Below are 24,534 nucleotides of genomic sequence, written 5' to 3'. Positions count from 1 at the left end.
GACCAACAACAAGGGCAGCCGAAGCTGCCCTGTTTAATCTTAACCACCCCTACTCACTAGCATTTTTGCAACACCAAACACCCTACGGAATAACCGGCACCAAACGAGCACAAAATAGCATGGTCGCCAGCTTGAAGACCTTGCTTGTACTTATGAAAGGCGATAACAGAGCCGGCAGACGCCGTGTTGGCATAAGTATCCAGCACCAGCGGCGCTTCTTCAGGCAGAGGGTCACGGCCGAGAATTTTTTTCGCCGCAAAAATATTCATGTTGATGTTGGCCTGGTGCAGCCACAAGCGTCTTAGCTGTTCAGGCGCCAGCTGCTGGGCAGCCATTTCATCTAAAATCACATCCGCAACAATGGGCAGCAACTCTTTGAATACCTTTCGGCCCTGCTGTTTAAAAAATGGCACCAGCGGATCGGCCGGCAAGCAATGCTCGGTATAACCCATGTCACAGCGGATGTTGTTAGAAAACTCGGTTTTAAGGCGCATACCGTTAATACGCCAGGCATTGTCGCTGGTGCAACTCTCTTCGGCTTCAATAATCGTCGCAGTACAAACATCACCGAAAATAAAGTGGCTGTCGCGGCTACGGTAATTGACCTGCGGCGAAGCAAACTCCGGGTTTACCACCAACACCACTTTCGCCGTGCCGCCACGAATGGCGTTCACCGCGTTACTGATTGCAAAGGTTGCTGATGAGCACGCAACGTTCATATCGAAAGCATAGCCACCACAGCCAAGCTGTTGCTGCAGTTCAATGGACAGCGCCGGATAAGGCCGCTGCATATTTGACGCAGCACAAATAATCAGATCTATGTCTGCAGCCGTTTTATTGGCCTGAACCATGGCTTCACGGGCGGCAGCAACGGCCATTTCGACCATTTCCGGCATTTGTTCTTCGCTACGCCGTGCAAACACCGGGCGCATAATTGCAGGGTCTAAAATACCCTCTTTATACAGCACATGGCGTGATTTAATCCCCGACGCTTTTTCAATAAACTCACAGCTGGAGTGCTCCAGCGCAGCCACTTCGCCACAGCTAATTGCCTGTGCATGCTCGGCATTGAACTGGTCGACGTACGTATTATAACTGGCTACTAACTCTTCGTTACTGACCGTTTCGCTTGGGGTAAATAACCCTGATCCACTTATGACGACTTTTTTCATTTTCACAACCTTGGTTACAGCGGTACGCTAACCGCCCGGTGAATGGCATCAGTATACCTGATTTGAGCCGGTCAGATAAATTGCGGCGTAAACCAATATGTTATTCAGATCAGGTTTAACCTAAGCGGTGTACAGTATGCACGCGGCTGGGTCATAATAACTGGTATCTGGTCTTCTAAATGGTCAACACGCAGGATTTTATCTCACCCATGCCTAATTTTGTGTTACTCCGCTGTGCATTACTTTGCGCCCTGCTAACAATCAGTGCGCAAGCTATAGCGCAGTCGGCTTTAACACTGAATATCACCGGAATTAAAGGTGAGTTAAAAGAGAATGTGACCGTATACCTGCAAAAATTCACTGAAGATGAAGTCAGCGCCGGCTCCCGTTTACACGCTGCGCTAACGCAGGAGGCTGAGAAAGCCTTGCAGGCACTGGGTTATTACCAAAGCGAGATTGCTGTGCACAGCAAACCCGATAACCCACTGGTGTTGACCCTGCACATTAAGGCCGGCAAGCCGGTGCTTATAGACACTGTCGATATACAGTTAAAGGGTGACGCTGCTACGGATGCAGATTTTAAGTCTTTGTTAGAGCAGCAGGCGCCCAAACGCGGCGCAATATTACACCACGGTCAGTACGAGGGTTTAAAAAGCGCCCTGCGCAGCCTGGCGTTGCGTAAAGGCTACTTCGATGCCCGCTTTAGCGTGAACCGGCTGGAAGTGGCGCCGGAATTAAACCAGGCATTTGTGCGGTTGCATTTTGACAGCGATGTGCGTTACCGCTTTGGTGAGATTAATTTTAGCGGCAGTCAGATTGACACCTCCATGCTTCAGTCACTGGTGCCGTTCACTGCGGGCGATGCCTATCTGGCAAGCCAATTGGGTGAGCTTAATCAGGTGCTGGCCACAACGGGTTGGTTTTCCTCCATTCTGGTTGAAGGTGACACCGAGCAAATCAGCGATTTTCATTTACCTATTGATGTTACTCTGGAACCAGAGCGGCGTAATATTATTGAAACTGGTATTGGCTATTCAACGGATGTCGGCGCCAGGCTCAAACTTAATTGGCTGAAACCCTGGTTAAACAGCGCCGGCCACAGCTTGCGTAGCGACCTCGCGTTATCAGAAATAGAGCAAAGTATTGAAGCAGCTTATAAGTTACCGTTACAGCACAGCGCAACAGATTACTATCAGTTACAGCTGGGGGTACGAAACCGAGACACAGAAGATACCGCAAGTCGCGAGTCTAACCTGGTGTTAGAGCGCTACTGGTTAATGGGAAACCAATGGTATCGCACCGCGTCACTGCGCTGGTTGTATGAAGACTTTGTGCAGGCTGACCAACGTGACAATATCAGCCTTATCATGCCGGGCATCAGTTATAACCGCAGCCGTCAGGCCGGTGGTGCCATGCCCCACAGTGCTGACAGGTTAGCCCTACGGGTAGAAGTGTCAGACGAGGCCTGGGGCTCGGATGCAAGCTTTGTCAGGTTGCGCGGACGTGCTGGCTGGATTGGTAGCGCCGGTGATAACCACCGTTTTGTCACCCGGTTAGACGCCGGCGCCATTTTAATGGAAGCGCTACGTAAGCTCCCTCCTTCATTGCGTTTTTTTGCCGGTGGCGACAACAGCATTCGTGGTTTTGGCTACGAAACGCTCTCGCCTACTAACGAGCAGGGCGAATTGATCGGTGGACGTTACTTACTTACGGGTTCAGCAGAATACCAGTATCGGATACAGGGCAATTGGTGGTTGGCCGCTTTTACCGATTACGGCAGTGCCTGGGATGACAAACCCGACTGGCAACAGGGTGTGGGCCTTGGTGTGCGCTGGGCTTCACCCGTGGGCCCTATCCGGCTTGATTTTGCCTTCGGCCTGGACCAACCCGGCAGCGGCTTTCAGTTACATTTCTCGTTGGGGCCTGAGTTATGAACTGGCTGCGCGCAAAAGCTGCACTCCGGCTTAGCCTGAAATGGCTGAATTGGACCATACTTTTACCCAGCCTGCTGTTGTGTCTGCTGTTGGCAATACTGTTGTTTACACATGCCGGCTTGCGGTTGAATATCGCGCTGGCGCAAATGCTGCTGCCGGGCCTTAGCATTGGTGCCAGCCAAGGCAGTGTATTGGGTGGCCATACGCTGCAACAGGTGCAATGGCAGCAAGGTAATAATGCCATACTGCTCAAACAGTTTTCACTGCGCTTTAATCACCACTGTTTACTGCAGCTCTCTGTCTGCACTGAGCAGCTTCAACTGGATAACCTGAGGGTGAGCTGGCACACGGCTGCAGAAGCGGCGAGTGCCCAACCAGGTCAAACCGCCACCCAAGCCACAACAGTCAGTGCATTTTGGCTACCCTTTCCGGTTAAACTGTCTGGCTTTAGCGTTAATGACGCCGATATCCGTATTGATGACTATCAATTAAGCTGGCAACAGCTTAGCAGCGGGGTAAACGCCTGGGGCAATAAACTGCAGCTGTCCAGCCCTAACTGGCAAGACGTGCAACTTGTGCTGCCTGACAGTGCAGCAGACGCTGACCAAGATGCAGGTTTCAGTTATATACCGCCGGTGCTTACTGAGCTTAGCCTGCCGCTACACCTGTTTATTGACGGCTTTCGCTTGCACAATCTCGTGGTAAAACAGCAACACCAGCAATTCATATTAGAACGCGCTTATCTCAGCTTGCAGTGGCAGCAAAGCGACCTAAACCTGACGCAATTCGATCTTTATCATCCGCTTGGCAGGGTGCAAAGTGCCGCCCGGCTTAGCACAAACGGGCTTTATCCACTTAGCGCGCAAGTATTAGCAAATATCAACGAGGGAGCCTTAGCGCAGCAGCGACTGCAACTTGATGCCCGTGGTGACTTGTCAGCACTTAACCTTGAACTGACGGCGCGCGGCCCCGTTACGCTGGATGCTGACGTTCAATTGGACTTACTTAGCGAACTATTGCCACACCAGCTTGTGCTGAATCTTACCAACCTCAGTTGGCCCATGGCGGAAGATGAGCAAAACGCCATGCTTACCCTGTCGCGCGGTGAGCTCAACTTGTCCGGCGATATCAAGCAAAGCGCCCTGCGCGGCCGTGTCAGCCTTGGCAGCGACAGCCTACCTGCAATGGCCATCGCTTTTGACGGCCAGCTGACAGCCGAACAACTGGTGCTGTCACAGTTACAGCTTGATACCCTGGGTGGCCTGGTGCAAAGCCCACTGACACTCAATTGGCTGCAAGGCATTAAGGTAGCAGGAAGCGCTAAGCTCAGCACTATTCAACCCGGTATGTTCTGGCCAGCCTACCCAGGTGAGCTAAACGGCAGCCTGCACTTTGACGCTGAAGTAAATCAGCAAAATGGCTGGCAGCTGGCGCTGGCTAATATCAATATCAGCGGCAAGCTGCGTGATTATCTGTTAACGGTAAACGGTAGTGCTCAGGCCGATGATGCTACCGGCAACGGCGATTACCGCTTTAGCAGCCCGGGATTACAAATAAGCCATGCCGAAAATCAGCTGCGTTTGGCCGGCAGTGTGCAACAAAACTGGGCCCTGACATTGGATCTGGGTATCAGCGATATCAGCCAGTCGGTGGATCGGGCACAAGGTAAGGCAACAGGGCAATTCGCGTTAACCGGCCCCCGCCTGCAACCTCAGCTTAGCGGTTCATTGAGCGCTGAGAATATAGTCTTTGAACAGCTTAAGCTGGAGCGGCTCAATCTTGATAGTTCGCTGTGGCTGGATGAGCAACAGCGTTGGCACACGGATGTTAGCCTACTGGCGCAAAGCGGCCGCTATCAGCAACACGATTTAACCCAGCTGACGCTGCAGTTAACAGGCAGCGAGCAGCAACACGCATTAACGCTTGATATTGATGCCGGCCAGCACCAGGCGCAGCTGAACCTGGATGGCAGTTGGCAAAAGACGCAATGGCAAGGTCAGTTACAGCAAGCACAAATTAGCAGCCTATTGGGTACCTGGCAGCTCGACTCCCCCGTGGCACTGAACTATCAGGACGCCGGGCAGCAGCTGAGTGTTGCAGCCCACTGCTGGCAACAAAGCCCAGCCAGGCTGTGCGCCGAAGAGGCCATGCAGTTTAGCCCGCAACAAGCCAGCGCAAAGATTGCTTTGCAGCAGTTTGAGCTCAGCACCTTAACAGCGTTACTGCCGCTGAACACTAGCCTGGAGGGCAGTATTTATGCCGGAGCGACGTTTAACTGGCAACAGGATAAACCGCTGGAAGCTAATTTACACATGCGGAGTGCAAAGGGCAGTTTCACACAGCAACTGGACACGGCTCTCACCCTGAGCTGGCAGCAACTTGCAATACATACTGACGTGCGTGATAACAGCCTGCGAAATAGGCTGCAGGTGGCGTTTAACGATCAAGCCAAACTTGATGCCAATATCATGCTGGCTTATGCCGATGCGGGGGCTAAACCGCTTAGTGGTGATGTGAAGCTTAATGATTTTGCTATCGATTTTCTGCAGCCATTACTGGGCGAGCTTACCGAGCTTAAAGGTATGCTGGACACTGAACTTAAGCTCAGTGGTACCCTGCAACACCCTTTACTGCATGGCCAGACCCGCCTTGCGAACACCAAAGTAAAAGGCAAGCTGGCACCGGTAGATATTGATAATGCACAGCTACAGCTTGATTTCAGCGGCAGTAACGCCAGCCTCAGCGGCCAGGTAATCACCCCCAAAGGCGAAGTAGTACTAACGGGCCAGGCAGACTGGCAACAGCTGGACAACTGGCAGGGGCAACTGAACATTAAAGGCGATGAACTCAGATTGCAGGTGCCACAAGCCAGCTTACAAATCGCGCCGGATCTAACGATTAACGCCAGCCCACAGCTGACCCGGCTCACTGGCACCGTGCGTATTCCCAACGCCCGTATCAACATTGACGATCTGCCAGCCAGCGCAGTAGAGCTGTCCGACGATACCGTATTACTGGATGCCGACCTTAGACCGCAAGCCGTTAGTAAAGACAGCCTGTTTGCGCTGCAAACAGACTTGAACCTACAGCTGGGTGAACGGGTCAGGCTGTCTGCTTTTGGCCTGCAAACCCGGCTCAGTGGTAACCTTCGGGTACGGCAGCAACCCTTGCAGCCGTTGCAATTAAATGGTGATGTCAACTTAGTTGATGGTACCTTTAGGGCTTACGGTCAGGACTTATTGATCCGCAAAGGCAAAATGAACTTTAACGGCCCGGCCGATCAACCGTTTTTAAACGTCGAGGCTATCCGTAACCCTGCCAATATGGAAGATGATGTCATCGCTGGTATCAGGGTAACAGGCCCGGCTGATGATCCCAATGTGGTGATATTTTCCGAACCGGCAAAATCGCAGGCCAGTGCCCTGGCTTATTTGGTCATGGGGCGAGACCTGGGCGGTGACAGTGGTAATGCCGGTACCGCTGTTACAACCAGTTTGATTGGCATGACACTGTCATCCAGCAGCAAAGTGGTGGGCGAAATTGGCGAAGCTTTTGGCTTACGCGATCTGACACTGGACACCGCCGGGGCCGGTGACAACTCTCAGGTTACGGTAAGCGGCTATTTATCGCGCGACTTACAGCTAAAATACGGTTACGGCATTTTTAATGCGGTGGGCGAATTCACCCTGCGCTACCGCCTGATGCGCCGGCTGTATCTGGAGGCGGTATCAGGGTTAGATAACGCCGTCGATCTGTTATATAAATTTGAGTTTGACTAAGTGGCTACCAGCCCTGTAACGCTAAACCGCTTTTAACAACAAATGCTGATAGCGCCCCAGCGAAGCATAAGGCTCCTGACGGTTAAACTTAAGCTCCAAAGCCAGAAGCTGGTCAAAATGGCTTTGCTGAAGGCTGGGATCACGCAGGTAATCATGAAAACAGCGCACACCGGTTTTAGCCAAGATGCGAAAACCGGCCTGCTGCGCCCAGGTTAACACCTCAGTCGGCACCAGTGGTTGCTGCGGGTTTAAGCTGACCTTTTTCTTCACCTGTAAATCAGCCGCAACATAGTCAAAATTGCCAAACACCATGTTGGCAAAACGCTTGGCGTCTTTGTTGTAAAACATCAGTGACAAGACCCCACCTGGCGCGACCAATTGACGCAGCTGAGCCAGTGCCAGCTCAGGCTCGGCCAGCCACTCCAGCATGGCATGGCACAGCACCAGCGGATAAACGCCGTGCGCTGACGCAACAAGCCCGGCCAAACCAATCTGCTCAAAGCTAACCTGGTGTAACTGTGCCTGCTCCGCCTGTTGCCGGGCGAGTTGCAGCATATCGGCGGAAATATCGGTAAGATGCACACTGTGCCCCTGCCCGGCTAACGCCAGCGCAACCTGGCCCTGACCTGCACCGACATCTAAAACCTGACAAGGCTGCTTTAGCTGTGGCAGCTCTTGCAAGTCCCTGAGTAATACGGCCTGGCGCAGCGCACCTTTACTACTACTGTAGATGTTGCGGGCAAACTTAGCGGCAATACCATCAAAACTGCGATCGGTTTTTTTTGTCATGCCGGGTTATCGATATCAATAAATTGCACATCCAGGCCAAACTGCTGGGCAATAAGCTCCCCCAGCGCCTTTACGCCGTAACGCTCGGTAGCATGATGGCCGGCAGCAATAAAGTGAATGCCCAGCTCGCGGGACACGTGAATGGTTTGCTCTGATACCTCACCGCTGATAAACAGCTGCGCCCCCGCGGCAGCGGCCTGTTCAATATAGCCCTGCCCGCCACCGGTACACCAGGCCAGCTTGCTGACAAGGCTATCGGCTGCAACCTCTGCCTGATGCAGTAACACCGGCCGCTTTAGCAGCGTCTCTAGCTTAGCCGCCAACTGCGTCGGGCTTAACGCTGTTGCCAGCTCTCCCTGTTGCACCACTCCTTCTGGCTCAACACTTGGCAGTGGCAGGATATTTTGTGCGCGCAGCAAGGCACCCAACTGGGCATTATTCCCCTGCACCGGGTGCACATCTAACGGCAGATGATAGGCCAGCAAATTGATATCGTGCTGCAATAAGGTTTGCAGCCGGCGCTTTTTCATGCCGGTTACCTGCGCCGCTTCATTTTTCCAAAAATAGCCATGATGCACCAAAACTGCATCGGCATTGGCCTTAACCGCCGCATCTAACAACGCCTGACTGGCGGTAACCCCAGTTACTACTTTGTGGATCTGGCGCTTACCTTCTACTTGTAAACCATTCGGGCAATAATCTCGGATGCGATCACTTTGCAAATGCTGGTTTAAGAAACTGACCAGCTCATCGCGGGAAATCATTAGCAGTGCTCCTTAGCTAAACGTTGGGTTATTGTACTGCAACTGGCTAAGAAATCAGGCACATTTGTGTTAAACCGCCAAAATGGTGTATAAATAATGCGCGACTTGCTTAAATAATGTCAGTTAAGGATCCGTATGAGCAAATTGGATAAAGATCAGGTGGTTGCCGAATTTACTGCGGCCTATAAAGCGGCTTTTGGTAAGGCACCACAGTTGGAGCAGAAACCAGGCTGGTTTAGTGTAGACGGCGGTAAAAATATCCGCTTGGCTGAGCTTGCAGAGCTAGCCGCCAGTTATGCCAGCGCTAAAGGCAAAGCGGCCAACACAGCAGCAGACAAAAAAGCCGCTGATAAAAAACCCGCTGCTAAAGCTGCAGCCCCGAAAGCTGCCGCAAAATCAGCGCCAAAAGCAAAAAGTAAAACCAGTGGTAATGGCCAATCGGCAGCGGCGTTGTGGGCTAATCGTATCGGTGAGCAACAACGCAAACCGCGCGGCACGCGCTAGTTTGCATCCGGCGCTGGCGCTGCATCCGGCTTTGCCGATGCAAAAGCGCTAAGCCGGTTTTTAGCTTCAATCCACTGCCCCATAAACTTGGTGCTGCGATAAGCATGGTGCCTGAGCATTAAGCCGGTGAAATTGCGCTGCCGGTGTGATGCAAGCTGCTGCCTTAGCTGCTCCAAATGTTGCCAAATTCTTGTTCTATGCGTTGCCAGCATAAATTTTTCGTTTACGATAGCATAGCCTTGCTGTTGGCATTTTGCCCAGCGCTCAGGCTGCTGATACAGCGTTACAGCAGCATCAGCGATACCTAGAGCGTCATTAGCGACCATTCCTGCCCACTCGCTTTTGTTCACGTTATTAGTTTGTGCGGTTGCACTATCAGGCAACATGCCTTCTGCACCAATATCGGTGGTGACACTGGGCGTACCGCAGCACATCGCATCCAATAGTTTACCCTTTAAACCGGCGCCAAATGCCAAGGGTGCCAGACAGACTCTGGCCTGCTGCATAACAGCACACGCATCCTCTGCCCAGCCTTTTACCAAAAATCCCTCGCGAGCATTGTGTAAGGCCGTCGCTTTGGGCGGCGGATAAGCGCCATAGATATGTAGCTGTGCCTCTGGAATGCGGGCACGAATTAATGGCCAGATCTGTTGTTTTAACCATAACACCGCATGCCAGTTGGGTGCATGGCGAAAATTGCCAATAGCAATAAAATGCTCGCGCTGCTCAAAGTTCATCAGGCTTGGTGTTGGCGTGTGTTCAAGCAAAAAGGGGCAATAACACAGCAAGGACTCGGGCACCTGATAATGCTGTTGCAGCAGCTGCATTTCATAGCTTGAGATCACCAGCGTGATATCACAGCGATAAATGGCAGCAATTTCGCGCAGCGCAAGCTCTGAATTAAGTGCTGCGGTATCCAGCGGTGCTGACGTTTTTGCACACTGCTCACGCGCTGCTCTAAGCGCATGGCAGTCTTCCATATCCAGTATGCGTATTGCCTCTGGGCAAGCCTGTTCAACCCGCCAACCAAACTGCTCTTCGAGCATAAAACGGTCAAATAACACCGCTTGTGGCTTTAGCGCAGCAATCCAGGTGTCAAAGCTAGCGTCATTTAGCGCAATCTGCTGCTCAACAACACCCAGCTCAGATAAGGGATAACGATGCATTCCAGGCTCGGCAGCACTGGCAAACATAACCTGCCAGCCCTGTGCCAAATAGAGTTTAAGCAAGCTGAGCATACGATAGCCAGCCGCTGAAGAGTTGGGTTCAGGCCAGACATAACCGACCACGACCAGCATAGGTATCTGACTCACTGTTGTCCCCACCTGTTAAAAAGCGGCAGTGTAGCGCCTTTTTGCCCGGGGCAACAGCTTGGCAGGGCTTGCTGTCGTGCTAAGATACGACAACGTTTAATCTGGAATATCAGCATGAGTGTCAGTCATTACTCCAAAGCAGAAGAGCTATTGCATGCACTAAGCCATGGCCTAGGCGCGTTACTGGGCATTACCGCTCTGATAGTCATGCTGACCGTTAGCCTGCCACTGCAAGATGGCTGGTATATCGCCAGCAGCATTATCTACGGCAGCAGCCTGGTCTTACTGTACAGCAGCTCTACGCTGTACCACGCTGTATCAGACACTGTGCTGAAACGACGACTGCGTCAACTGGACCATGCTGCCATTTTTATCCTTATTGCCGGCACCTATACGCCTTTTTTGCTCATCAATTTGCGTGACAGCTGGGGTTTTGTGCTCTTTGCTGTAATTTGGCTTATCGCCCTAACAGGCGTAATCATTGAACTGGCTACCGGGCTTAAATATAAAAAGTTGTCGCTGTCACTATACCTGGGCATGGGCTGGCTGGTAATCGTTGCCATTGAACCTATGCTGCGTTATGTAGATACGCCAGGCTTATTGCTGCTGCTGGCTGGCGGGTTGAGTTATTCGTTTGGTGTCATTTTCTATGTCTGGAAAGGTTTATTTCTGCATCATCTGATTTGGCATTTGTTTGTACTGGCTGGCAGTGTACTGCATTTTTTTGCCGTGTATTATTTTGCCCTGACAAGATAAAAGGCAGGCCAGAGAACTGGCCTGCCTGTCGTTTTTCACTTCGCTTACAGCTTAAGATTAATACTGGTAGCTAAAGGTTACACCGCTAAAGGCCGTATAGGCACGAACACCAACATGCCAGGTTCCAGCCTGCGGGTTATTAATGGTACATACCTCATTGTTACCGTTCAGATAAGGCCGGCAGGTATAGCTAGTGGTGGTTGGCTCGCTACCATAACGCACGTACAGATCGGCATCGCCGGTACCGCCAGAGATCTGGAAGGTCACGCTGGATACGCCAGACGGAATCGTATAACTGCCACGCAGCCACTGGCCACTTGACGCTGACAAATTCGGGAAGCTGGCGCCGCCCGTTGGTGGTGGATTATTGCCGCCATCGCCGCCGCCTGAGCCATCACAACCGTTATTGGTCAGATAGTCGTGCGCAGCTTTGGCTTTAACAATACCCCAACCGTAAGAGGTATCACGCCCCGCTGAGCCCCTGTCCTCTGCCGTGGCGTTTAAGGCACTGCGGATCTGTGCAGCTGTACATTGCGGGTGGTTACTCCACACTAGGGCGGCAACACCGGCAACATGCGGAGATGCCATAGAAGTACCGCTGATGCTGTTATAGCCACCATTGTTCCAGGTAGAGCTTACACTAACGCCAGGGCCGGCAATTTCAACCTGCGAGTTACGCTGTGAAAAACTGGCCAGCGCACCACTGGAATTAACTGCAGCAACAGAGACAACGGCATTGTACGAGGCTGGATAGGAGAAGCTGGTGTTGCCGCCATTACCCGCCGCAGCCACTAACAACATACCGTTGTTAAAAAAGTTATTCATCGCGGTGTTTTCAGTTTGGTTAGACGAGCTGCCACCCAAACTCATATTCACGACTTTAGCGCCGGCGTTCTGACACGACTGAATGCCCTGAATTAAATCTGACGCATAAGTCCAGTTGCCGGAGTTATTGAATATCTTAACAATATGCACACCTGCCTGGCCGTTGCCAATGGTGCCCACCACACCGGTGTTATTGTTTAACGCCACCATAGTACCGGCGACATGGGTACCATGGCCATTACCATCTTCATACCAGTTACCATGGCCAGAGAAAGAGAAACCTGTTACGCCTGAGCTTTGTAAGTCTTCATGGTCCAGATCGTAACCGGTATCAATAACACATACTTTCATATTGCCCGCGCTGGCATCACTTACCTGATTGGCCTGCACCATGGTAATACCATAAGGCGTGCTTTGCGCCATCGGTGTAATCACATCCATCAGATAGCGTTTGCTGTCTTCTTCGATGTATTCAACCTCTGGGTTAGCTTGCAGCAATTTACGTTGTTTCGGTGTCAGCTCTGCCACGCTGGCATGCACCGATGCTAAATGCGACAAGGCGTTTACGTTAGCTTTTTGCAGGGCCTGCTGGGCACGGGCCACTGAAAACTCCGGACGCTGACTGCGACCATCAGTACCCATAGTGGCAACAGGATCTTTAAATTTAACGATATAACGGGTGGGTTTTGTCTCAGCCAATTCAGCTAGGCTCAACTTAGCTTCCGGCTTTTTTACGCCTTCGGCAACAGCGACAGAGGTCAGGCTGAGCGCAAAACAACCAGCAGACGCAGCTGCCAGCATAGTGGTCATTTTTTTCATCATAGTACCCTTGATTAATTTTTATGTTCCATGTTGTTCATTGGGCATCCTGCAGCGCAAAAAATAACCAAATACGGACCAGAGCTCCATTACAAACAGATTATAAATTCATTACAAATGCATGAGATAAACCCAGGATAGGAAATTTATATAACTATCAGAAACAAATTAAAATTTTTAGGTACTTGTTTAGATTTGTCATTGGGTAAAATAACCTATGTTAACGGATTGCTCGTGCCGGACTCATGGGTGGCAAGGCGTTTAACCGACACTCAACTACACCGCTTTTAACCAGCGTCAAAGCAGCCCCGAACAGATTACGTCTGAAAACAAAACAAACCTCGTTATGGGCCGAACATAACGCAGAACATAATGCTTTACAGCGCACCGCAGATTAAATCTGTCCTGACACTTTCGCTTGCAGTTGCATTCTTTTAGAATCGCCCGCATTAGCTATTTTAATTATGTTGTCCCGGAGAAAGACATGTCTGATGTTAAACACAGCCGCCTGCTTATTTTAGGTTCAGGCCCGGCTGGCTATACTGCAGCCGTTTATGCTGCCCGTGCGAATTTAAACCCGGTGCTGATCACCGGTATGCAGCAAGGCGGTCAGTTAACCACCACCACAGAAGTAGAAAACTGGCCCGGTGATGCACATGGTCTGACCGGCCCGGCATTGATGGACCGCATGCGCGTGCACGCTGAAACCTTTAATACTGAAATTGTGTTTGACCATATTCACACCGTAAACCTTAAGCAGCGTCCTTTTATGCTTACCGGCGACAATGGTACTTACAGCTGTGATGCACTGATTATTTGTACCGGTGCTTCTGCCAAGTATCTGGGCCTGCCGTCTGAGCAGGCTTTCAGTGGCCGCGGTGTATCAGCCTGTGCTACTTGTGATGGCTTTTTTTACCGCAACCAGAAAGTGGCCGTAATCGGTGGCGGCAATACTGCGGTAGAAGAAGCCTTGTACCTGTCAAACATTGCCGCCGAAGTGCACTTAGTGCACAGGCGTGACAGCTTCAAAGCAGAAAAAATTCTGGTCGACCGCCTGATGGCCAAAGTGGCAAGTGGTAATATAGTGCTGCATACGCACCGTGAGCTGGAAGAGGTTTTAGGTGATGATATGGGCGTGACCGGTGTGCGTCTGAAGTCAACCAAAGGCGAATCAGCTGAAGAATTAGCCTTACAGGGCGTGTTTATAGCTATAGGTCATAAGCCCAATACCGACATTTTCGCAGGTCAGCTGGAGATGAACGGCGGTTATTTAAAAGTGCAAAGTGGCACTGAAGGCAACGCCACTCAAACCAGTATTGAAGGCGTGTTTGCTGCCGGTGATGTGTCAGATCATATCTATCGCCAGGCTATTACCTCAGCAGGCACCGGCTGTATGGCCGCACTGGATGCCGAGCGCTACCTGGACGCATTAAGTAAATAACGCCTGTAATGGCCATTTATTTGCCCGAACTTAGTGTGCACGATGTCAGCTTTCCCCCGCTACATCGTGCCCTGAGGGAGCCAGATGGCCTTTTGGCGATGGGTGGCGATTTATCCGTTCCCCGCTTGTTAAGTGCCTACCGGCAGGGCGTTTTCCCCTGGTTTAGCGAAGGTGACCCGCTGTTATGGTGGAGCCCGTCCACCCGGGCCGTCTTTGCCCCGGATAGCCTGACACTTAGCCGCACGCTGAAAAAACAGCTGCGTCGTTATCAGTTGCGCTTTAGCGTCAACCGTGCCTTTGCTCAGGTAATCAGTCAGTGCGCGTCCCCCAGAACCAAACAACCCGGCACCTGGATTTTACCGGCCATGCAGCAGGCTTACCTGGCGCTACACCAACAAGGGCATGCTCATAGCATAGAAGTGTGGCAACAGGATAACCTGGTCGGCGGCCTTTACGGTGTGCAAATAGGCGGTTTATTCTGTGGTGAATCGATGTTTAACCGCCTGCCCGATACCGCCAAGCTGGCGCTGGTGGCACTGCAAACCTTGCTACAGCAAGCAGCTGCGGGCTGGATAGATTGCCAAATGCCCAACCCTTTCTTATTACAGCTGGGCGTGCAGCCTATATCGCGCCAGCAATACCTGACCCTGTTAACAGCGCAGCGCGAGGCCACCCTACCAGCTGAATTTTGGCAACCACGCTTTTTTGTCCTGGAAAATAAGTATGACTGAACTGCGATTTGGTCTGACCGCACCTATGCCTTGCAGTTACCTGCCCAACCAGCAAGAGCAGCTGGTGTTTTTATTGCCAGAACAGCCGCTGGATGCCAGCTTATACCAGCAGTTACTGCAGCTGAACTTTCGCCGCAGTGCTGAGCAGGTGTACACACCACATTGCCCCAGTTGTCAGGCCTGTCAGTCAGTGCGTATAGCGCCAGAACATTTTATACCAAGCCGAAGTCAGCGGCGCTTATTAAACAAAGCCGCGCGCCTGGGCTGGCAGTATCAGTTGGATAATGATACTTCCGGAGATTATTACCCATTATTTGCTGACTATATCAGGACCAAGCATGCTGATGGCAGTATGTATCCACCTGCCCCAGAGCAGCTTGAGGGCATGCTCAGCTGCTCCTGGCTATCAGTGCGTCTGCTTAAACAGTTCTATCAGGGCGAGCTGGTTGCCGTTAGCATTGTCGACGAAACCGACGATGCTTTGTCAGCGGTTTACACCTTTTATCAGCCCGCTGTTAGCCAGCTTTCCCCCGGCATACTGGCTATTTTGTTTTTGCTACAAGCAGCAATGCAGCGACAGAAAAAGTGGCTCTATCTGGGCTATCAAATTGATGCCTGCCAGAAAATGGCTTACAAGGCGGCTTTTTTGCCGCAACAGCGGTTTATTCAGGGACAATGGCGCTCATTTGGCTAAAAAAGCGCTTCTCGCTTTACTTATGCTGATGATTTCGGCACAATCTGCGCAGTTTTTTCTGGTTCACCCAAATTTAAGAGGCAAGTGCGCTGAATGGCGAAGGAAGACGTAATTGAAATGCAAGGTACCATTTTGGATACCCTGCCAAATACCATGTTCAAAGTTGAACTGGAAAACGGCCATGTCGTTATCGCTCATATCTCAGGTAAAATGCGCAAAAACTATATCCGTATTTTAACCGGCGATAAGGTAACCGTAGAATTAACACCATACGACCTGACCAAAGGCCGCATCGTGTTTCGCCAGCGTTAAGCCGGCAGCATTATCCGCTTTAAAAACAAACCCGGCACTGGCCGGGTTTGTTGCTTTGGTAAGCTATTGTCGTCTTAAGCAGCCCTGACTAATCAGCTAAGGCCGCTTCCTCTGACGTGTGATAGTTAAAACTTAAAGCGCCGTCGTGCAGATCAACACTGACATCACCACCATTTACCAACCGACCAAACAAGATCTCGTTTGCCAGCGGCTTTTTCAACTGCTCCTGGATCACTCTGGCCATTGGCCGCGCGCCCATCGCATGGTCGTAGCCTTTATCGGCCAGCCACTGCCGGGCTGCACTGCTAAGCTCCAGCGATACTTGTTTCTTATCCAGTTGCACCTGTAAATCGCAAATAAATTTATCAACGATTTGCAAAATGATATCTGCAGATAGGTGTTTGAACCAAATAATACCATCCAACCGGTTACGAAACTCCGGACTAAAAGTACGGTTAATCTCCGCCATCGCATCGTGACTGTGGTCCTGCTGCTTAAAGCCTATCGATTTACGAATGGTTTCCTGCACGCCGGCGTTAGTTGTCATGACCAGCACCACATTACGAAAATCAATTTTACGGCCGTTGTTGTCCGTTAAAGTGCCGTGATCCATCACCTGCAATAAAATGTTGTAAATGTCACTATGGGCTTTTTCAATTTCATCTAACAGCACCACAGAATACGGGTGCTTTGATACCGCATCTGTTAATAAACCACCCTGCTCAAAACCGACGTAGCCCGGGGGGGCGCCAATTAAGCGGCTAATGGCATGACGCTCCATATACTCCGACATATCAAACCGCAACAGCTCAACGCCGAGCGCTTTGGCCAGCTGTTTAGTCACTTCGGTTTTACCGACACCGGTTGGGCCAGCAAACAGGAAATTACCTATAGGCTTCTCTTCACTGCCAAGGCCTGAGCGCGACAAACGAATAGCCGCCGTCAGTACTTCTATCGGCTCATCCTGGCCAAACACCACTAGTTTCAAATTACGGTCTAAGTTAGCCAGCACATCCTTATCTGAGGCCGACACCGACTTTTCCGGAATACGCGCCATCTTGGCAATCACATGCTCAATTTCCGGTACATTGATCACTTTTTTGCGCTTTGAGCTTGGCAATAAGCGCTGACTGGCACCGGCCTCATCTATCACATCAATCGCTTTATCCGGCAAATGCCGCTCGTTGATGTATTTAGCGGACAGTTCAGCTGCCGCCCGAATGGCTTTTTGCGTATAGCGTACATTGTGGTGCTGTTCATAACGCTCTTTTAACCCAAGCAGAATACGGGTGGTATCTTCCACACTAGGCTCTGCCACATCAATTTTCTGAAAGCGGCGCACCAATGCGGTGTCCTTTTCAAAGATACTTTTAAATTCCTGATAGGTGGTCGAGCCCATACAGCGCAGACGACCGCTGGACAGCAGTGGTTTAATCAGATTACTGGCATCCATGACGCCACCCGATGCCGCGCCAGCGCCAATCACGGTATGAATTTCATCAATAAATAAAATGGCGTCTTTTTCCCGCTCCAGCTCTTTCAGTAACGATTTTAAGCGTTTTTCAAAGTCTCCGCGGTATTTGGTGCCAGCCAGCAAGGCGCCCATATCTAAAGAGTAAATAGTGGCATTGGCAATCACTTCCGGCACTTCGTTGTGCACAATACGGTAGGCTAACCCCTCCGCAATAGCGGTTTTACCTACACCAGCCTCGCCCACCAGCAACGGGTTATTCTTTTTACGCCGGCACAATACCTGTATTGCGCGCTCAACTTCATGCTCACGGCCGATAAGCGGATCTATCTGGCCATTTTTCGCCTGTAAATTTAAGTTCGCGGTAAAATTTTCCAGGTATTTGCTGTCATCGCTGGCAGTGTCTGCACCCTCTTCCTGTGCATGTTCATCGTGCTGGTCCAGTTTCTCGGTTTTGGTAACACCATGCGAGATAAAATTCACCACATCTAAGCGAGTAATATCAATCTTTTTAAGCAGGTACACCGCTTGTGACTCCTGCTCACTGAAAATCGCAACCAACACATTGGCGCCGGTCACTTCAGATTTACCAGACGACTGCACATGAAATACTGCGCGTTGTAATACGCGTTGAAAGCCTAAGGTGGGCTGGGTATCACGCTCCAGTTCGCCTTCGGGCAATACCGGCGTGGTAGAGTCGATAAAACTGGCCAGCTCCTGGCGCAACTTTTCAATGTTAGCGCCGCAGGAGCGCAGTGCTTCACCGGCAGCCGGATTATCTAAAAGCGCCAGCAGTAAGTGCTCTACCGTCATGTACTCATGACGACGCTCGCGCGCAAACCTGAAAGCCAAATTCAGAGTTAACTCAAGATCTTTATTTAACATACACCACTCCTAATCCACCTGAGTAACGACACCAGAATCATGCCAGGACTGACCTTAAGCGCGCTCCATGGTACACAGCAGCGGGTGTTGGTGCTCTTTGGCATACTGCATCACCTGCTGCACTTTGGTTTCCGCTATTTCAGCGGTAAAGACGCCACATACCCCTTTGCCCTCGTAATGTACTTTTAACATTACTTCCGTCGCTTGCTCGTACTGCATATTAAAAAACCGGCTTAACACATCAATAACGAAATCCATCGGGGTGTAATCGTCATTGTGTAGTACCACTTTATACATTGGCGGCGGAGCAACACGTTGCCGTGTCAGCTCTTCTAATCCACCCTGTTGTACGTTGCTTTCTTTATTGCCGCTCATAAACTATAGCCACGCCTGCGTATTCCATCAAAGGAGCTTTAGGTTAATTATTGGTAAATTTTTAGTTTAATTATGCAAATAACTTGACTGTATGCTCAAATTATCTACATTAGTTGTTGGGATCAACAAACAATCCCGACATCAAGACTAAGAATACAGAATTTAGCTAACTTAGAGAAGGAAGTAAGTTGTATGGCTACCGGTAAAGTAAAATGGTTCAATAATGCCAAAGGATTTGGATTTATTCGTGAAGATGGTCGTGATGAAGATATCTTTGCTCATTATTCAACCATTAGCATGGATGGCTACCGCACGCTAAAGGCCGGACAGGATGTTGAGTTTGATCTGTCTGAAGGCCCAAAAGGCTTACACGCTGTGAATATTAAAGTGCCCGGTGATCTAACAGAATAAATATTCGCTCAGCGTAGAGCATATTTAAAAATAAAAAAGCAGGCTTTCGCCTGCTTTTGCTTTTAAAACTGGTAATCAACCCATTAAGCGTTAGCCAGTGCCTGATTAAAGGTTTGGCTTGGCCGCATCGCTTTAGCCGCCAATTCAGGGTTTGGCCGGTAGTAACCACCAATGTCTACCGCTTTACCCTGAGCACCATTTAACTCAGCAACAATAGTCGCTTCCTGCTGTTGCAACGCTTTGGCAAGCTTGGCAAAACGCGCCTGCAGTTCAGCATCGGCCGTTTGCGCCGCCAGTGCCTCTGCCCAGTACATGGCAAGGTAGAAATGGCTGCCGCGGTTATCCAGCTCACCCAGTTTACGCCGTGGTGATTTATCGTTATCAAGAAACTTAGCCGTTGCCGCATCTAACGCATCTGCCAGAACTTTAGCTTTGGCATTGCCGGTAACCTGGCTTAAATGCTCCAGTGAAGCGGCTAGCGCTAAAAACTCGCCCAGAGAGTCCCAGCGCAGATAATTTTCTTCAATAAACTGCTCAACATGTTTGGGGGCAGAGCCGCCAGCGCCGGTTTCAAACAGGCCGCCGCCATTCATCAGCGGCACCACTGAAAGCATTTTAGCACTGGTACCCAGCTCTAAAATTGGGAACAGATCGGTTAAGTAGTCACGCAGTACGTTACCGGTAACAGAAATAGTATCCAGGCCTTGCTTCATACGCTGCAATGACAAACGTGTCGCTTCTACCGGTGACAAAATTTGAATATCCAGACCGGCAGTGTCGTGCTCTTTTAAGTACTGCTGCACTTTGCTGATCAGCTGAGCGTCATGCGCGCGCTGGCTGTCCAGCCAGAATACCGCTGGCGTATTGCTTAAGCGGGCGCGGTTTACAGCCAGTTTTACCCAGTCACGAATAGGTGCATCTTTCACCTGACACATACGCCAGATATCACCTTGCGCGACGTTGTGCTCAAACACCACATCACCTTTGCTGTTCAGCACTTGCACTTTGCCATCGGCAGCAATTTCAAAGGTTTTATCGTGCGAGCCGTACTCTTCCGCTTTTTGCGCCATCAGGCCCACGTTAGGTACCGAGCCCATAGTACGCGGATCAAAAGCACCGTTCTTTTTACAAAAGTCGATGGTTTCCTGATACACACCGGCGTAGCAGCGGTCAGGGATCATCGCTTTGGTATCTTTTAGCTTGCCATCCGGGCCCCACATCTGGCCTGAACTGCGGATCATCGCCGGCATAGACGCATCGATAATCACATCGCTGGGTACATGCAGGTTAGTGATACCTTTGTCAGAGTTCACCATCGCTAACGCAGGCTGGGCAGCATAACAGGCTTTGATGTCTGCCATCACTGCATCCTGTTGTGCTTGTGGCAGGCTGGCCACTTTCGCAAACAAATCGCCGGCACCGTTATTGACATCCACGCCTAACTCGTTAAACAGTGCAGCATGCTTATCAAATACCGGCTTGAAGAACTCCACTACCGCATGACCAAACATGATAGGGTCTGATACCTTCATCATGGTGGCTTTTAAATGCAGCGATAACAGCACATCCTGCTGCTTAGCGGCAGCAATTTCCTGCTGATAAAAAGCACGCAAGGCGTTTTTGCTCATCGTAGCGGCATCCACCACTTCACCAGCCTGCACGGCAACGTTGTTTTTTAATACCAACACAGAGCCATCGGTGGCAACCAGCTGAATTTTCAGTGTATCGGCACTGGCGAAGGTGGTTGACTGCTCACTGCCGTAAAAATCGCCCTGGCTCATGTGTGCCACATGTGATTTCGACTCTGCCGACCAGGCACCCATGCTATGCGGGTTTTTCTTGGCGTATTGCTTAACCGATGCCGGTGCCCGACGATCTGAGTTTCCTTCACGCAGCACCGGGTTTACCGCACTGCCTTTAATTTTGTCATAACGCGCTTTAACGTCGCGCTCTTGCTCGGTTTTTGGCTCAGCCGGGTAATCTGGCAGTGCATAGCCCTGCTGCTGCAGCTCTTTAATCGCCGCTTTTAACTGCGGAATAGACGCACTGATGTTTGGCAGTTTGATAATGTTTGCCTCTGGCTGATTGGCCAGTTGGCCAAGCTCGGCTAGCGCATCGCCGATACGCTGCTCTGGCTTTAAAAAATCGGCAAAGTTGGCAATGATACGGCCAGATAAAGAAATATCACGGGTTTCTACCGCAATACCGGCAGCAGCAGAGAACGCCTGCACGATAGGCAGCAGCGAGTAGGTTGCCAGCGCAGGCGCTTCATCTGTTTCAGTGTAAATGATTTTTGCAATTTCTTGTGACATGTTAGTTCCTGTAATGTGTTCGCGACGCACTGAACGCCTCATAGCACAGCGGATCAGCGCCTACCCGCACCCTGATGGTGCTGGTGTTTAAAACGCATTTGTTGCAAAGCGGCGCTAGTATAGCAGCATGACAATCAATAAAATAGGCAACGCGCTGCTCGGGCCAGTTGCACTGACAGCGGGTATTTTATGCTATCAGACGCTTAGCTGTTCACTAATACTTACAGTATGTTATGCCCAAGCTACCCCGACATTTACTGAGATAACTGCCCGTGAAAACTGCACGCTATAAAGCCAAACCCTACCCTAACGCAGCGGCGAAAAAACGCAATGCGACTAAGGTCGCGTCGCCGCTGTTGCTGTTGTTTAATAAACCATTTGATGTGCTGTGCCAATTTACCGACAATAGCAGCCCGAAACGGGCTACGCTGGCCGATTATATTAACGTGCCCGACGTTTATGCGGCCGGCCGGCTCGATCGTGACAGTGAAGGCTTATTGCTACTGACCAACTGTGGTAAAACCCAGCATCTCATAAGTGATCCCAAGCATAAAATGGCCAAAACGTACTGGGTTCAGCTTGAGGGGGATATTACCGATGCGGCACTGCAACAGCTAGGCGAAGGCGTAATGTTGAACGATGGTCTGACGCGACCCGCGACCGCATCCCGTATTGACACACCTCCCCTTTGGCCTCGCAATCCACCGGTACGTTACCGCGCAGCTATTCCTACCAGTTGGATAAGTCTAACCATTACCGAAGGCCGTAACCGTCAAGTAAGACGCATGACTGCCGCTGTAGGTTTTCCTACCCTGCGTTTGGTGCGCGTGGCTATAGGCCCTTGGCAGCTGACCGAGTTAGCGCCAGGCGAGTATCGCAGTGTTGCGCTAACAGCAAACGACGCAATCACCTAAGGCCTTTTTGAATGAACAGAGCACAGTTACACCTTACCGTGGCTGCCATAGTGCAGTTTGAACAAAAATTTCTACTGGTAGAAGAAACCGACAAGCTAAGCGGCCAGCGTGTGTTAAATCAGCCAGCCGGACATGTCGAGCAGGATGAAGATTTACTCAATGCAGTAAAACGAGAGCTGTTGGAAGAAACCGGCTTAATGCTTGAGCCTTGCGCTTGGCTTGGCATTTCGCAGTTAAAAGCGGCCAATAACCATCGTTATGTGCGTATTAACTTTGTGTTTGAGCCGGTGTCATTGCCTGTTAAGTATCAACCACAAGACCGCGATATCCTCGCGCTGCACTGGTTAACCGCAGCCCAGCTGACTGAGCATGCACTACCGCTTCGAAGCGCGCTGGTAAGTGACGCAATCGACTTATACCGGCAGGGAGTGCGTTTACCCTTAGCGCTGATCCAGCCGGCGCGCTAAGCGCTTAAACCGGCGCGATAACATGCGCTGGCGATAAATTTCATGTATAATCCGCGCCTTGTTTTTTGTTGCGATCCTGTTGTGGTAATGAAGCCTATGTCCGAGCCTAACCTGGTTGAGTCATCAGCCAACAGCAATAAGAAAGTCATCGTCGGTATGTCCGGTGGTGTCGACTCTTCTGTTTCTGCCTACTTGCTGCTGCAGCAAGGCTATCAGGTAGAGGGCCTGTTTATGAAAAACTGGGAAGAAGACGACAATGACGAATATTGCGCAGCGGCACAAGACATGGCCGATGCCCAAGCCGTATGCGACAAGCTCGGGATAGTGCTGCATAAAGTCAACTTTGCCGCCGAATATTGGGACAATGTGTTTGAATATTTTCTGGCAGAATATAAAGCCGGACGTACACCCAACCCAGATATCATGTGCAACAAAGAAATCAAGTTCAAAGCGTTTTTAGAATTTGCCGCCGAAGCCTTAGGCGCTGACTATATTGCCACCGGCCACTATGTACGCCGCCGCTTTGAAGATGGCCACTGGCAGTTACTGCGCGGCTTGGATAACAACAAAGATCAAAGTTATTTTTTGTACACCCTGGGCGAAGAGCATGTGGCCCAAACGCTGTTCCCGGTTGGCGAATTGGAAAAACCGCTGGTGCGCGCCATTGCCGAACAGCAAGGGCTGGTTACCCACGACAAAAAAGACAGTACCGGTATTTGCTTTATCGGCGAGCGTAAATTTAAAGATTTCCTGCAGCAATATCTGCCCGCCCAACCTGGCGATATTATGACTGTAGATGGCGATATTATTGGCCGTCATGAAGGCCTGATGTACCACACTCTTGGCCAGCGTAAAGGCTTAGGCATTGGCGGCTTACGCGATGGCTCTGACGAGCCCTGGTATGTGGTAGGTAAAAACCTTGAGACTAACCAGCTTATTGTCGCGCAAGGCCATGACCACCCAAGCTTACTGTCAAGTGGCTTAATTGCCAGCCAGTTGCACTGGACAGATCGCCAGGGCCCAACCGCCCCGCTGCGCTGCAGTGTTAAAACACGTTACCGCCAGCAGGATATCCCCTGCTTAGTAACGCCACAGGCCGATGGCAGCCTCAGCGTACAGTTTGACAGCCCGCAAAAGGCCGTTACACCGGGCCAGTCAGCAGTGTTTTATCTTGGCGACGTTTGTTTGGGCGGCGGCATTATTGACCAGGCGATAAACTAACATGCAATACTCACTTTCGACGCAAATTATTGCGCTGGCCGCACTGTGCCAGGCGCTTAAACTGGTGCAACAGGTAGCGCGTAGCAGCGAACTGGACAAAGACGCCGTCAGCCTGATACTGCAAAGTGTTGCCGTAATTGACGCTGAGCGACCACTGCAAATATACGGCGACGACACGGCTAACTTAGGTGAAGGTTTTAAACTTATTGTCGACCAACTGGGTGACAAACCACAAAAAGATGTTGAGCTAACCCGGTATATTGTCGGTGTGCTGGCGCTGGAACGCCGGCTGGCCAAAACGCCGGCCAACCTGGCACGGCTCGGTGATAAACTTCAGCACCTGCAGCGGCAACTGCAGCACTTTAGTGTACTAGATGACAACATGCTGGCTAACCTCGCCGATATTTACTCAGACTGTATCAGCAGTTTAGGTGGCCGTATTCAGATTTACGGCCACCCAGAGCTGTTAAAACAACCGGCTGTACAGCACAAAGTACGCGCCTTGCTGCTCGCTTCTGTGCGCGCCGCAGTGTTATGGCGCCAGGCCGGTGGTAGCCGTCTTAACTTTATTTTTAAACGTCGCAAGCTGGTAGAACAAGCCCGGCAAATGCTGGCACAACTACCCTCATCAAGCTTATAGGAGCC

21 protein-coding genes are annotated in these 24,534 nt (G+C 50.8%); 13 read left to right on the top strand and 8 right to left on the bottom strand.

What is annotated here, in order from left to right:
- Window positions 1–56 precede the first annotated feature (56 nt).
- Window positions 57–1,172 (bottom strand): beta-ketoacyl-ACP synthase III, encoded by a 1,116-nt coding sequence (locus tag ABGI61_RS07185; RefSeq protein WP_347599028.1) that lies wholly within the window; start codon window positions 1,170–1,172, stop codon window positions 57–59.
- Window positions 1,173–1,351: 179 nt separating this feature from the next.
- Between ABGI61_RS07185 and tamA the strand changes: the two genes are divergently transcribed.
- Both tamA and tamB read left to right on the top strand, forming a co-directional pair.
- A complete protein-coding gene (tamA, locus tag ABGI61_RS07180) occupies window positions 1,352–3,106 on the top strand; it encodes an autotransporter assembly complex protein TamA (protein WP_347599025.1) in 1,755 nt (584 codons plus the stop codon).
- Window positions 3,103–6,885, top strand: a complete 3,783-nt coding sequence (gene tamB / locus ABGI61_RS07175) for an autotransporter assembly complex protein TamB (RefSeq protein ID WP_347599022.1) — start codon at window positions 3,103–3,105, stop codon at window positions 6,883–6,885. The genes tamA and tamB overlap by 4 nt, the downstream gene beginning before the upstream one ends.
- Before the next feature lie 21 nt (window positions 6,886–6,906).
- Here tamB and ABGI61_RS07170 read toward each other — a convergent pair whose 3' ends face one another.
- Both ABGI61_RS07170 and ABGI61_RS07165 read right to left on the bottom strand, forming a co-directional pair.
- Complete coding sequence (locus ABGI61_RS07170; protein WP_347599019.1) at window positions 6,907–7,674, bottom strand: methyltransferase domain-containing protein; 768 nt, start codon at window positions 7,672–7,674, stop codon at window positions 6,907–6,909.
- Window positions 7,671–8,438, bottom strand: coding sequence for a Nif3-like dinuclear metal center hexameric protein (locus ABGI61_RS07165; protein WP_347599016.1), 768 nt, complete (start codon window positions 8,436–8,438; stop codon window positions 7,671–7,673). The genes ABGI61_RS07170 and ABGI61_RS07165 overlap by 4 nt, the downstream gene beginning before the upstream one ends.
- Window positions 8,439–8,573: 135 nt before the next feature.
- Here ABGI61_RS07165 and ABGI61_RS07160 point away from each other — a divergent pair, with 135 nt between their 5' ends.
- Window positions 8,574–8,942, top strand: a complete 369-nt coding sequence (locus tag ABGI61_RS07160) for a hypothetical protein (protein ID WP_347599013.1) — start codon at window positions 8,574–8,576, stop codon at window positions 8,940–8,942.
- On the opposite strand, the gene ABGI61_RS07155 is transcribed toward ABGI61_RS07160, so the two are convergent.
- A complete protein-coding gene (locus tag ABGI61_RS07155) occupies window positions 8,939–10,255 on the bottom strand; it encodes a glycosyltransferase (protein WP_347599010.1) in 1,317 nt (438 codons plus the stop codon). The genes ABGI61_RS07160 and ABGI61_RS07155 overlap by 4 nt on opposite strands.
- A gap of 114 nt (window positions 10,256–10,369) precedes the next feature.
- Here ABGI61_RS07155 and trhA point away from each other — a divergent pair, with 114 nt between their 5' ends.
- A complete protein-coding gene (gene trhA / locus ABGI61_RS07150) occupies window positions 10,370–11,011 on the top strand; it encodes a PAQR family membrane homeostasis protein TrhA (protein ID WP_347599007.1) in 642 nt (213 codons plus the stop codon).
- A 57-nt stretch (window positions 11,012–11,068) separates the two neighbouring features.
- Here trhA and ABGI61_RS07145 read toward each other — a convergent pair whose 3' ends face one another.
- Window positions 11,069–12,658, bottom strand: a complete 1,590-nt coding sequence (locus ABGI61_RS07145) for a S8 family serine peptidase (protein ID WP_347599004.1) — start codon at window positions 12,656–12,658, stop codon at window positions 11,069–11,071.
- Window positions 12,659–13,139: 481 nt separating this feature from the next.
- Between ABGI61_RS07145 and trxB the strand changes: the two genes are divergently transcribed.
- From trxB to infA, 4 genes are all read left to right on the top strand, one after another.
- The gene (trxB, locus tag ABGI61_RS07140) at window positions 13,140–14,096 is read left to right on the top strand and encodes a thioredoxin-disulfide reductase (RefSeq protein ID WP_347599001.1); all 957 of its coding nucleotides are present in this window, start codon (window positions 13,140–13,142) and stop codon (window positions 14,094–14,096) included.
- An 8-nt stretch (window positions 14,097–14,104) separates the two neighbouring features.
- Window positions 14,105–14,827 (top strand): leucyl/phenylalanyl-tRNA--protein transferase, encoded by a 723-nt coding sequence (aat, locus tag ABGI61_RS07135; protein WP_347598998.1) that lies wholly within the window; start codon window positions 14,105–14,107, stop codon window positions 14,825–14,827.
- Window positions 14,820–15,521 (top strand): arginyltransferase, encoded by a 702-nt coding sequence (locus ABGI61_RS07130; RefSeq protein WP_347598995.1) that lies wholly within the window; start codon window positions 14,820–14,822, stop codon window positions 15,519–15,521. The genes aat and ABGI61_RS07130 overlap by 8 nt, the downstream gene beginning before the upstream one ends.
- 93 nt (window positions 15,522–15,614) lie before the next feature.
- Complete coding sequence (infA, locus tag ABGI61_RS07125; protein WP_008610216.1) at window positions 15,615–15,833, top strand: translation initiation factor IF-1; 219 nt, start codon at window positions 15,615–15,617, stop codon at window positions 15,831–15,833.
- An 88-nt stretch (window positions 15,834–15,921) separates the two neighbouring features.
- Here infA and clpA read toward each other — a convergent pair whose 3' ends face one another.
- Both clpA and clpS read right to left on the bottom strand, forming a co-directional pair.
- A complete protein-coding gene (gene clpA / locus ABGI61_RS07120; protein ID WP_347598990.1) occupies window positions 15,922–18,189 on the bottom strand; it encodes an ATP-dependent Clp protease ATP-binding subunit ClpA in 2,268 nt (755 codons plus the stop codon).
- Window positions 18,190–18,243: 54 nt separating this feature from the next.
- Entirely contained in the window at window positions 18,244–18,564 is a 321-nt protein-coding gene (clpS, locus tag ABGI61_RS07115) for an ATP-dependent Clp protease adapter ClpS (protein ID WP_008218397.1), read from the bottom strand.
- 192 nt (window positions 18,565–18,756) lie between these two features.
- Here clpS and cspD point away from each other — a divergent pair, with 192 nt between their 5' ends.
- Window positions 18,757–18,975 (top strand): cold shock domain-containing protein CspD, encoded by a 219-nt coding sequence (gene cspD / locus ABGI61_RS07110; RefSeq protein WP_008218396.1) that lies wholly within the window; start codon window positions 18,757–18,759, stop codon window positions 18,973–18,975.
- Window positions 18,976–19,058: 83 nt separating this feature from the next.
- On the opposite strand, the gene ABGI61_RS07105 is transcribed toward cspD, so the two are convergent.
- A complete protein-coding gene (locus ABGI61_RS07105) occupies window positions 19,059–21,287 on the bottom strand; it encodes an NADP-dependent isocitrate dehydrogenase (protein WP_347598985.1) in 2,229 nt (742 codons plus the stop codon).
- 272 nt (window positions 21,288–21,559) lie between these two features.
- Between ABGI61_RS07105 and ABGI61_RS07100 the strand changes: the two genes are divergently transcribed.
- The 4 genes from ABGI61_RS07100 (at window position 21,560) to hflD (ending at window position 24,529) form a co-directional block, all read left to right on the top strand.
- Window positions 21,560–22,201, top strand: coding sequence for a pseudouridine synthase (locus ABGI61_RS07100; protein WP_440590630.1), 642 nt, complete (start codon window positions 21,560–21,562; stop codon window positions 22,199–22,201).
- A gap of 11 nt (window positions 22,202–22,212) precedes the next feature.
- Window positions 22,213–22,668, top strand: coding sequence for an NUDIX domain-containing protein (locus ABGI61_RS07095; RefSeq protein ID WP_347598982.1), 456 nt, complete (start codon window positions 22,213–22,215; stop codon window positions 22,666–22,668).
- Window positions 22,669–22,755: 87 nt separating this feature from the next.
- Window positions 22,756–23,889, top strand: coding sequence for a tRNA 2-thiouridine(34) synthase MnmA (gene mnmA / locus ABGI61_RS07090; RefSeq protein WP_347598979.1), 1,134 nt, complete (start codon window positions 22,756–22,758; stop codon window positions 23,887–23,889).
- Between the two features lies 1 nt (window position 23,890).
- Window positions 23,891–24,529, top strand: coding sequence for a high frequency lysogenization protein HflD (gene hflD / locus ABGI61_RS07085; protein ID WP_347598976.1), 639 nt, complete (start codon window positions 23,891–23,893; stop codon window positions 24,527–24,529).
- Window positions 24,530–24,534 lie beyond the last annotated feature (5 nt).

Origin of the sequence: Rheinheimera fenheensis, assembly GCF_039871805.1 — a bacterium.
GTDB lineage: Bacteria > Pseudomonadota > Gammaproteobacteria > Enterobacterales > Alteromonadaceae > Alishewanella > Alishewanella fenheensis.
Note: the sequence above shows the minus strand (reverse complement) of the source record. Positions and strands in the feature narration are given on the sequence as shown.

Coding starts and splice junctions, on each gene's coding strand:
- ABGI61_RS07185 (WP_347599028.1), bottom strand. CDS start 1,172: ATGAAAAAAGTCGTCATAAGTGGATCAGGGTTATTTACCCCAAGCGAA.
- tamA (WP_347599025.1), top strand. CDS start 1,352: ATGGTCAACACGCAGGATTTTATCTCACCCATGCCTAATTTTGTGTTA.
- tamB (WP_347599022.1), top strand. CDS start 3,103: ATGAACTGGCTGCGCGCAAAAGCTGCACTCCGGCTTAGCCTGAAATGG.
- ABGI61_RS07170 (WP_347599019.1), bottom strand. CDS start 7,674: ATGACAAAAAAAACCGATCGCAGTTTTGATGGTATTGCCGCTAAGTTT.
- ABGI61_RS07165 (WP_347599016.1), bottom strand. CDS start 8,438: ATGATTTCCCGCGATGAGCTGGTCAGTTTCTTAAACCAGCATTTGCAA.
- ABGI61_RS07160 (WP_347599013.1), top strand. CDS start 8,574: ATGAGCAAATTGGATAAAGATCAGGTGGTTGCCGAATTTACTGCGGCC.
- trhA (WP_347599007.1), top strand. CDS start 10,370: ATGAGTGTCAGTCATTACTCCAAAGCAGAAGAGCTATTGCATGCACTA.
- ABGI61_RS07145 (WP_347599004.1), bottom strand. CDS start 12,658: ATGATGAAAAAAATGACCACTATGCTGGCAGCTGCGTCTGCTGGTTGT.
- trxB (WP_347599001.1), top strand. CDS start 13,140: ATGTCTGATGTTAAACACAGCCGCCTGCTTATTTTAGGTTCAGGCCCG.
- aat (WP_347598998.1), top strand. CDS start 14,105: ATGGCCATTTATTTGCCCGAACTTAGTGTGCACGATGTCAGCTTTCCC.
- ABGI61_RS07130 (WP_347598995.1), top strand. CDS start 14,820: ATGACTGAACTGCGATTTGGTCTGACCGCACCTATGCCTTGCAGTTAC.
- infA (WP_008610216.1), top strand. CDS start 15,615: ATGGCGAAGGAAGACGTAATTGAAATGCAAGGTACCATTTTGGATACC.
- clpA (WP_347598990.1), bottom strand. CDS start 18,189: ATGTTAAATAAAGATCTTGAGTTAACTCTGAATTTGGCTTTCAGGTTT.
- clpS (WP_008218397.1), bottom strand. CDS start 18,564: ATGAGCGGCAATAAAGAAAGCAACGTACAACAGGGTGGATTAGAAGAG.
- cspD (WP_008218396.1), top strand. CDS start 18,757: ATGGCTACCGGTAAAGTAAAATGGTTCAATAATGCCAAAGGATTTGGA.
- ABGI61_RS07105 (WP_347598985.1), bottom strand. CDS start 21,287: ATGTCACAAGAAATTGCAAAAATCATTTACACTGAAACAGATGAAGCG.
- ABGI61_RS07095 (WP_347598982.1), top strand. CDS start 22,213: ATGAACAGAGCACAGTTACACCTTACCGTGGCTGCCATAGTGCAGTTT.
- mnmA (WP_347598979.1), top strand. CDS start 22,756: ATGAAGCCTATGTCCGAGCCTAACCTGGTTGAGTCATCAGCCAACAGC.
- hflD (WP_347598976.1), top strand. CDS start 23,891: ATGCAATACTCACTTTCGACGCAAATTATTGCGCTGGCCGCACTGTGC.